This window comes from Streptomyces sp. NPDC059816 (assembly GCF_042732055.1).
In the GTDB taxonomy this organism is placed as follows: Bacteria; Actinomycetota; Actinomycetes; order Streptomycetales; family Streptomycetaceae; genus Streptomyces.
Genome location: NZ_JBHWIQ010000060.1, coordinates 1 through 8,483 on the forward strand (window position 1 = coordinate 1; position 8,483 = coordinate 8,483).

Consider the following 8,483-nt stretch of genomic DNA (forward strand, 5'->3'; position numbering starts at 1 on the left):
GTACGGGTGAGGGCGGCACACGATCTGATCGTGTGCCGCCCTCACCCGTACCGCGTCGGGTACGCGGAACGGTGGTCTGCGCGTTACGGGCCCGAACGACGTCGACCCCGGCCCTCGCTGCCCCGCAGCCGCCCGTGGGCCTCCTGCGGGCCCCTGAGCGGTCAGGAGGCGCGACGGGAGCCCTCGGGGACCGGCAAGGGCGTAGGGAAACCGGCTCAGCGCTCCACGAGGCGGTCGAACTGCGTGGTGGTGTGCCGCAGGTGCGCCACCAACTCGTCGCCCACCCTCGGCTCGGGCGCGTCCGAGGGCACGAACAGGATCGACACCTGCATGTGCGGGGGCTCCGCGAACCAGCGCTGCTTGCCGCCCCACACGAACGGCGAGAGGTTGCGGTTCACCGTCGCCAGTCCCGCGCGGGCCACCCCCTTGGCCCGGGGCATCACTCCGTGCAGGGCCTTCGGGGCCTCCAGGCCCACTCCGTGCGAGGTGCCGCCGGCGACGACCACCAGATAGCCGTCGGAGGCCACCTTCTGCTGGCGGTAGCCGAACCGCTCGCCCTTGGCCACCCGGGTGACGTCGAGGACCGCGCCGCGGTACTCCGTGGCGTCGTGGTCCCCCAGCCACAGGCGCGTACCGATCCGCGCGCGGAACCGGGTCTGCGGGAACTGCTGCTGGAGCCGGGCCAACTCCTCCGCCCGCAGATGGCTGACGAACATGGTGTGCAACGGCAGCCGGGCCGCGCGGAGTCGGTCCATCCAGCCGATGACCTCCTCGACGGCGTCCGAGCCGTCGGCGCGGTCCAACGGCAGGTGGATGGCGAAGCCCTCCAGCCGGACGTCCTCGATCGCGGCGTGCAGCTGCGGGAGGTCCTGCTCGCTCACCCCGTGCCGCTTCATCGTCGACATGACCTCGATGACGACACGGGCACCCACCAGGCCGTGCACGCCGTCCACCGAGGACACCGAACGGATCACCCGGTCGGGCAGCGGCACCGGTTCCTCGCCCCGTCGGAACGGGGTCAGGACCAGCAGGTCACCACTGAACCAGTCCTTGATCCGCGCGGCTTCGTAGGTGGTTCCCACGGCGAGGACGTCCGAGCCGAAACGGGTGGCCTCCTCGGCGAGCCGTTCGTGACCGAACCCGTATCCGTTGCCCTTGCACACCGGGACGATGCCCGGGAACTGTTCGAGCACGTGCTTGTGATGTGCCCGCCAGCGCGCGGTATCGACATTGAGCGTGAGCGCCATGGCCGGTCCCGGAACCTTTCTCGTGGCTGCCGTGAAACAGAGATAACAGAGATAATGGACAGGATTCTGCCAAGTGCCCCGGAACGCCGGCACACCGGAGGGGACGAGCGGTCGGCTCAGCGACGCGACATGTAGATGTCGAGTGCCTTGTGGAGCAGCTTGTTCAGCGGGAAGTCCCACTCACCCAGGTACTCGGCGGCCTGCCCGCCGGTGCCGACCTTGAACTGGATCAACCCGAAGAGGTGGTCGGACTCGTCCAACGAGTCCGAAATCCCCCGCAGGTCGTAGACGGTCGCCCCGAGCGCGTAGGCGTCCCGCAGCATGCGCCACTGCATGGCGTTCGACGGGCGGAACTCCCGGCCCTTGTTGTCGGACGCCCCGTACGAGTACCAGACGTGTCCGCCGACCACGAGCATCGTCGCCGCCGCCAGGTTGTCGTGACCGTGGCGCGCGAAGTACAGGCGCATGCGGTTGGGGTCCTCGGTGTTGAGGGTCGTCCACATGCGCTGGAAGTACGAGAGGGGACGGGGCCGGAAGCGGTCGCGAACGGCGGTGATCTCGTACAGCCGCTGCCACTCCTCCAGGTCGTGGTAACCGCCCTGGACGACCTCGACGCCCGCCTTCTCGGCCTTCTTGATGTTCCGTCGCCACAACTGGTTGAAGCCCTTGTGGACGTCCTCCAGGGAACGGTTCGCGAGCGGCACCTGGAAGATGTAGCGGGGCTGCACGTCACCGAAGCCGGCACCGCCGTCCTCGCCCTGCTGCCACCCCATGCGACGCAGCCGGTCGGCCACCTCGAAGGCGCGCGGCTCGATGAAGTCGGCCTCGACGTCCCGCAGTCGCTTGACGTCCGGGTCCTGGATGCCCCTCTTGATGGAGGTGGACTCCCAGCGGCGGATGATCACCGGCGGGCCCATCTTCACGGAGAACGCGCCCTGTTGCTTCAGGTGCGCGAGCATCGGCCGCAGCCAGTCGTCCAGGTTCGGTGCGAACCAGTTGATGACCGGGCCCTCGGGCAGATAGGCGAGATAGCGCTTGATCTTGGGGAGTTGCCGGTACAGCACGAGACCGGCGCCCACCATCGCACCGGTTCTCGGGTCGAACCACCCGAGACTCTCGGAGCGCCACTCGGCCTTGACGTCAGCCCAGGCCGGAACCTGCATGTGGCTTGCCGAGGGCAGGCTCTGGATGTAGGCCAGATGCTGCTCTCGGCTGATGGTCCTCAGGGTCAGGCTCATGCGGGGGCGCTCCTCGGGCTCGTATGTCCCCATGCTGACAGGGGCTCCGGCTCTCGCGCCGAAGCCTACTGCGCCCGGGGAGCGCCCCGACTGGCCCGTACGGCCTGTTCCGCGGATACGGCCCCGTCGGCTTGACGGGCGACCGACCGCGGGCCCGTCAGCCGATGAGGCCGCCGAAGAGACCGCCGTGGGCCATGCCGATGAAGAAACCGAAGGCCGAGGCGCCGAGACCCAGGATCAGGCCGAACCGTTCGCGGGTGGTCTCCGAGATGTACTGGCCGTATCCGCCCAGCAGGATGCCGGCCAGACCTGCCCAGGAGCTGAGCAGGTGCAGACCGCTCCAGATCGAGCTGATGGCGGCCGTCAGGCCCAGGACCAGGGTGACCACGACGAGCGTGTCCTGGAGCGGATGGGGCTTGCCGTCGGTGGCGATGATCGAGACACCGGTGTTCGGTCGCATTGCCTGTGCCATGGGGCACCTCCTGCGGAAGGGCGGCGCGTGGTAGCGCCCTACAACCCGATGCATACAGAGTGCGACGGGGTACCGGCGGATTTCAACCGGAAGCGGGTGTGCGGGTAGTCTGTACCGTCTGCACCGGTGTCTGCCCGTGAGCTGCCCGGTCCCGCTGAGGGGCCTGACTGTCAGTGGTGGCCGATACCGTTGCGTACGCATCACAACCCTCCTGCCACGGAACGACCGTGGCCGTTGAGTCCAGAGGAGGTGGGTTCCACATGCGTCACTACGAGGTGATGGTCATCCTCGACCCCGATCTGGAGGAGCGCGCTGTCTCCCCCCTGATCGAGAACTTCCTTTCCGTGGTCCGCGAGGGCAACGGCAAGGTGGAGAAGGTCGACACCTGGGGCCGTCGTCGGCTCTCGTACGAGATCAAGAAGAAGCCCGAGGGCATCTACTCGGTCATCGACCTCCAGGCTGAGCCTGCGGTCGTCAAGGAGCTCGACCGACAGATGAACCTGAACGAGTCGGTCCTCCGGACCAAGGTCCTCCGTCCCGAGACCCACTGAGCCACCGGCTCAGCGGTTCCGGGCATCGAGTAGCAGCACAAGCAGCCAGCAGCAATCGCCGAGAGGTTCCCCATGGCAGGCGAGACCGTCATCACGGTCGTCGGCAATCTTGTCGAAGACCCCGAGCTGCGCTTCACCCCCTCCGGTGCGGCGGTCGCGAAGTTCCGTGTCGCGTCCACGCCCCGCACCTTTGACAAGCAGACCAATGAGTGGAAGGACGGCGAGAGCCTGTTCCTCACCTGCTCGGTCTGGCGTCAGGCGGCGGAGAACGTCGCAGAGTCGCTTCAGCGAGGCATGCGCGTCGTCGTGCAGGGCCGACTGAAGCAGCGGTCGTACGAGGACCGTGAGGGTGTCAAGCGCACGGTCTACGAGCTGGACGTCGAGGAAGTCGGCCCCAGCCTGAAGAACGCCACGGCCAAGGTCACCAAGACCACCGGTCGCGGTGGCCAGGGCGGGTACGGCGGCGGTGGTGGCGGCCAGCAGGGCGGCAACTGGGGCGGCGGCCCCGGTGGCGGTCAGCAGCAGGGCGGCGGCGCTCCCGCCGACGATCCCTGGGCGACCGGAGCTCCGTCCGGTGGCGGCCAGCAGCAGGGCGGCAGCGGCGGTGGCGGCTGGGGCGGAAGCTCCAGCGGCGGCAGTGGCGGCGGCTACTCGGACGAGCCCCCCTTCTAACTAAGGGCGGGGCCCGTACCCCACTTCTTGATCACACAGGAGAATCACCATGGCGAAGCCGCCTGTGCGCAAGCCGAAGAAGAAGGTCTGCGCATTCTGCAAGGACAAGGTCACGTACGTGGACTACAAGGACACGAACATGCTGCGGAAGTTCATTTCCGACCGCGGCAAGATCCGTGCCCGCCGCGTGACCGGCAACTGCACGCAGCACCAGCGTGACGTCGCCACGGCCGTGAAGAACAGCCGTGAGATGGCGCTGCTGCCCTACACCTCCACCGCGCGATAAGGGAAGGGTGACCGAAACATGAAGATCATCCTCACCCACGAGGTCTCCGGCCTCGGTACCGCTGGCGACGTCGTTGACGTCAAGGACGGTTACGCTCGCAACTACCTGATCCCGCGGAACTTCGCGATCCGCTGGACCAAGGGTGGCGAGAAGGACGTGGCGCAGATCCGCCGCGCCCGCAAGATCCACGAGATCGCCACCATCGAGCAGGCCAACGAGATCAAGGCCCGCCTCGAAGGTGTCAAGGTCCGTCTGGCCGTCCGCTCCGGTGACGCCGGTCGTCTCTTCGGTTCCGTCACCCCGGCCGACGTCGCTTCGGCGATCAAGGCTGCGGGCGGTCCCGAGGTCGACAAGCGCCGCATCGAGCTGGGCTCGCCGATCAAGACGCTGGGCGCCCACGCGACGTCCGTGCGTCTGCACCCCGAGGTGGCCGCCAAGGTCAACGTCGAGGTCGTCGCGGCCTGAGGCCGTGTTGCACTGAGCCTTCACGCTCAATGAGTGGGGCCACACCCTTCGGGGTGTGGCCCCACTCGTTCGTCCGGGCCCGCCGGCTGGTCGAGACGGCCCCGACGTCCGGTTTCACGTGAAACATGCGGTGCTCAGCGGGTGGCGTCCGCCGTTCAGCGGGTGGCGCCCGTCACGATCCAGCGGCCGGATCGAGAGCGCAGCCAGAGCGTCAGCATGCGCACCACCATCATCAGGCTCATCGCGACCCAGACGGCGGTGAGACCGCCGTCGAGAACCGGGACGAGGAGCACCATCGGGAGGAAGGCCACCAAGGTGATCACCATGGCGCCCGCGAGGTAGGGGCCGTCTCCGGCTCCCATGAGAACTCCATCGAGGACGAAGACGATGCCGCAGATCGGTTGGGCGACGGCGATCACGATCAGCGCGGGAAGGGCGGCGTCCCGTACCGCGGAATCGCTACTGAACAGCGGGATGTACAGCGGACTGGTGAGGACGACCAGGGCGCCCAGGACGATGCCGGAGATCACTCCCCACTGCACCATCCGACGGCAGACGGCTTTGGCCCCTTCGGGGTCGTTCGCCCCCAGGTAGCGGCCGATGATGGCTTGACCGGCGATGGCGATCGCATCGAGGGCGAAGGCGAGCAGGGTCCACAGGTTCAGCACGATCTGGTGCGCTGCCACGTCCGCGTCGCCGAGCCGTGCGGCCACGGCGGTAGCGATGATCATGATCAGCCGGAGCGAGAGCGTGCGCACGAGGAGCGGGGCTCCGGTCCGGGCGCTGGCACGTATGCCTGCTGCGTCCGGCCGTAGGGAAGCACCGTGGCGCCGGGCTCCTCGGACGACCACGTAGCCGTAGACGGTGGCCATGCCCCATTGGGCGATGACCGTGCCCCAGGCGGAACCGGCGATGCCGAAGCCCGCGCCGTAGACGAGGACCACATTGAACACCGCGTTCGCCACGAAGCCGCCGATGGCGACGTACAGCGGGGTCTTGGTGTTCTGGAGGCCCCGGAGGATGCCGGTTGCGGCAAGGACGATCAGCATGGCGGGTATGCCGAGGGCCGAGATCCGTAGATAGGTCAGCGCGTGGGGAGCGGCCGTGTCGGAGGCGCCGAACAACTGGACCAGGGCGGGAGCCGTGGGCAGGGTGAGGGCGGTGACGACCACTCCGAGCAGGATGGCGAGCCAGACCCCGTCGACACCCTGACGTATGGCTCCTTGGAGATCGCCCGCGCCGACCTTGCGGGAGACAGTGGCGGTGGTGGCGTAGGCGAGGAAGACGAAGACGCTCACCGCGGTCAACAACAGGGCCGAGGCGATGGCGAGTCCGGCGAGTTGTGCGGTACCGAGGTGGCCGACGATCGCACTGTCGGCCATCAGGAACAGGGGCTCGGCGACGAGTGCACCGAAGGCGGGAACGGCCAGGGTGACGATTTCGCGGTCGTGCCGGCGCCGGGCAGCCTTGGTCGTCACGGGGGCCTGTGTCATGGGCACCAAGGTAATCGTCCACAGGTAAGAGATGCAACTAGCTATGAGTCCTTACATTGGGGAGCGTGTGGCCCCTGGTGTCGTGGAGTTTCCGTAGATCTTGGTCTGCTCGGGAAAGTTTTTCTTCTGCACAGCCGGTGGATGGTAAAAAGCCAGGTCAGACAGGGTTGGTGAAGATGGACGAGGTCTTGTTCACAGGACTGTCCACCGGCTCGTGCACAGGTTTCGGCAGTTTCTCCACAGCGTGAGGGCTGTTATCCACAGAGCCTGTGGATAACCAGATTGGCTGACGGTGGCCGCGGGCCTACCGTGGTCCGGCGCCCGTCCTCTCCCCCGGCGTCGGAATCCTCGCAAAACCGACGCGTCGCAGCTGGAGTCGGGCCTCATATTTGTCAGTGTCGTGCCGTAGGAATGAGGGGCACGGCGAGGTCCGCTCGGCGGACGGGAGGAGGTGGCCCGGTGAGCATTTCCGAGCCCTTGGACGAGCCGTGGGCCGACAGCGGTCCCAGTGACCGGCTACCCGTCTCCCGCCAGCGCGGTGACCGGGACCGCGACCGTGAACGCCGCCGAGGTCGGGACGATCGCCACGACCGCGGCGGTGAAGGAGCCTGGGACGGCGCCGGACCGGCGTTCGAACGGGTGCCGCCGCAGGACCTCGACGCCGAACAGTCCGTGCTCGGCGGCATGCTGCTGTCCAAGGACGCCATCGCCGACGTCGTCGAGGTCATCAAGGGCCACGACTTCTACCGGCCCGCGCACGAGACGATCTACCAGGCGATCCTGGACCTCTACGCCAAGGGCGAGCCGGCCGACCCCATCACCGTCGCGGCGGAGCTCACCAAACGCGGGGAGATCACCCGGGTCGGTGGTGCCTCCTACCTGCACGGCCTGGTCCAGACGGTGCCCACCGCCGCCAATGCCGAGTACTACGCCGAGATCGTGCACGAACGGGCCGTACTGCGCCGCCTGGTCGAGGCGGGCACCCGCATCACACAGATGGGGTACGCGGCCGACGGGGACGTCGACGAGATCGTCAACAGCGCACAGGCGGAGATCTACGCCGTCACCGAGCAGCGCACCAGCGAGGACTACCTGCCGCTCGGCGACATCATGGAGGGCGCGCTCGACGAGATCGAGGCGATCGGCTCGCGCAGCGGCGAGATGACCGGTGTGCCGACCGGGTTCACCGACTTCGACTCCCTCACCAACGGGCTGCACCCCGGCCAGATGATCGTCATCGCCGCCCGCCCCGCGATGGGAAAGTCGACGCTCGCCCTGGACTTCGCCCGTGCGGCCTCCATCAAGAACAACCTGCCGAGCGTGATCTTCTCCCTCGAAATGGGGCGCAACGAGATCGCGATGCGTCTGCTGTCCGCCGAGGCCCGGGTGGCGCTGCACCACATGCGGTCCGGAACGATGACCGACGACGACTGGACCCGGCTGGCCCGCAGGATGCCCGACGTCTCGGCGGCCCCGCTGTACATCGACGACTCACCGAACCTGTCGATGATGGAGATCCGTGCCAAGTGCCGCCGGCTGAAGCAGCGCAACGACCTCAGACTGGTCGTCATCGACTACCTCCAGCTGATGCAGTCGGGCGGTTCGAAGCGGGCCGAGAGCCGCCAGCAGGAGGTCTCGGACATGTCCCGGAACCTGAAGCTCCTCGCCAAGGAGCTGGAGGTCCCGGTGATCGCCCTCTCCCAGCTGAACCGTGGCCCCGAGCAGCGCACCGACAAGAAGCCCATGGTGTCCGACCTCCGCGAGTCGGGTTCCATCGAGCAGGACGCCGACATGGTGATCCTGCTGCACCGGGAGGACGCCTACGAGAAGGAGTCACCTCGTGCGGGTGAGGCCGACCTGATCGTGGCCAAGCACCGAAACGGGCCCACTGCGACGATCACAGTTGCGTTCCAGGGTCACTACTCCCGCTTCGTGGACATGGCCCAGACGTAGAGCGGGAACTTTGTAGGGTCTCAGATTTCATGTCGGAATCTCACGACCGATGTCGGATCAGAGTCGGATGTGACACGGTCTTGAGATTCGCAGGTCATGACGTCAC

General features: G+C 67.4%; 9 protein-coding genes. 5 read left to right on the top strand and 4 right to left on the bottom strand.

From position 1 onward, the window contains the following. Positions 1-215: 215 nt before the first annotated feature. The 3 genes from ACFV88_RS35780 to ACFV88_RS35790 all read right to left on the bottom strand — a co-directional run bounded on the left by ACFV88_RS35780 (position 216) and on the right by ACFV88_RS35790 (position 2,957). Entirely contained in the window at positions 216-1,247 is a 1,032-nt protein-coding gene (locus ACFV88_RS35780; protein ID WP_385496402.1) for an alanine racemase, read from the bottom strand. A gap of 116 nt (positions 1,248-1,363) precedes the next feature. After that, a complete protein-coding gene (locus ACFV88_RS35785) occupies positions 1,364-2,485 on the bottom strand; it encodes a lipid II:glycine glycyltransferase FemX (RefSeq protein ID WP_385496403.1) in 1,122 nt (373 codons plus the stop codon). Positions 2,486-2,642: 157 nt separating this feature from the next. Next, complete coding sequence (locus ACFV88_RS35790) at positions 2,643-2,957, bottom strand: hypothetical protein (RefSeq protein ID WP_385496404.1); 315 nt, start codon at positions 2,955-2,957, stop codon at positions 2,643-2,645. A gap of 260 nt (positions 2,958-3,217) precedes the next feature. On the opposite strand from ACFV88_RS35790, the gene rpsF reads away from it, so the two are divergent. The 4 genes from rpsF to rplI all read left to right on the top strand — a co-directional run bounded on the left by rpsF (position 3,218) and on the right by rplI (position 4,931). Continuing rightward, complete coding sequence (gene rpsF, locus ACFV88_RS35795) at positions 3,218-3,508, top strand: 30S ribosomal protein S6 (RefSeq protein ID WP_006604399.1); 291 nt, start codon at positions 3,218-3,220, stop codon at positions 3,506-3,508. A gap of 72 nt (positions 3,509-3,580) precedes the next feature. Beyond that, a complete protein-coding gene (locus ACFV88_RS35800; protein ID WP_385496405.1) occupies positions 3,581-4,180 on the top strand; it encodes a single-stranded DNA-binding protein in 600 nt (199 codons plus the stop codon). A gap of 49 nt (positions 4,181-4,229) precedes the next feature. Beyond that, complete coding sequence (gene rpsR / locus ACFV88_RS35805; RefSeq protein ID WP_003949403.1) at positions 4,230-4,466, top strand: 30S ribosomal protein S18; 237 nt, start codon at positions 4,230-4,232, stop codon at positions 4,464-4,466. 18 nt (positions 4,467-4,484) lie between these two features. Then, on the top strand, positions 4,485-4,931 hold the full coding sequence (gene rplI, locus ACFV88_RS35810; protein WP_385496406.1) for a 50S ribosomal protein L9: 447 nt from the start codon (positions 4,485-4,487) through the stop codon (positions 4,929-4,931). A gap of 155 nt (positions 4,932-5,086) precedes the next feature. On the opposite strand, the gene ACFV88_RS35815 is transcribed toward rplI, so the two are convergent. Continuing rightward, a complete protein-coding gene (locus ACFV88_RS35815) occupies positions 5,087-6,424 on the bottom strand; it encodes an MATE family efflux transporter (protein ID WP_385496407.1) in 1,338 nt (445 codons plus the stop codon). Between the two features lie 459 nt (positions 6,425-6,883). On the opposite strand from ACFV88_RS35815, the gene dnaB reads away from it, so the two are divergent. After that, entirely contained in the window at positions 6,884-8,377 is a 1,494-nt protein-coding gene (gene dnaB / locus ACFV88_RS35820; RefSeq protein WP_385496408.1) for a replicative DNA helicase, read from the top strand. Positions 8,378-8,483: the final 106 nt, after the last annotated feature.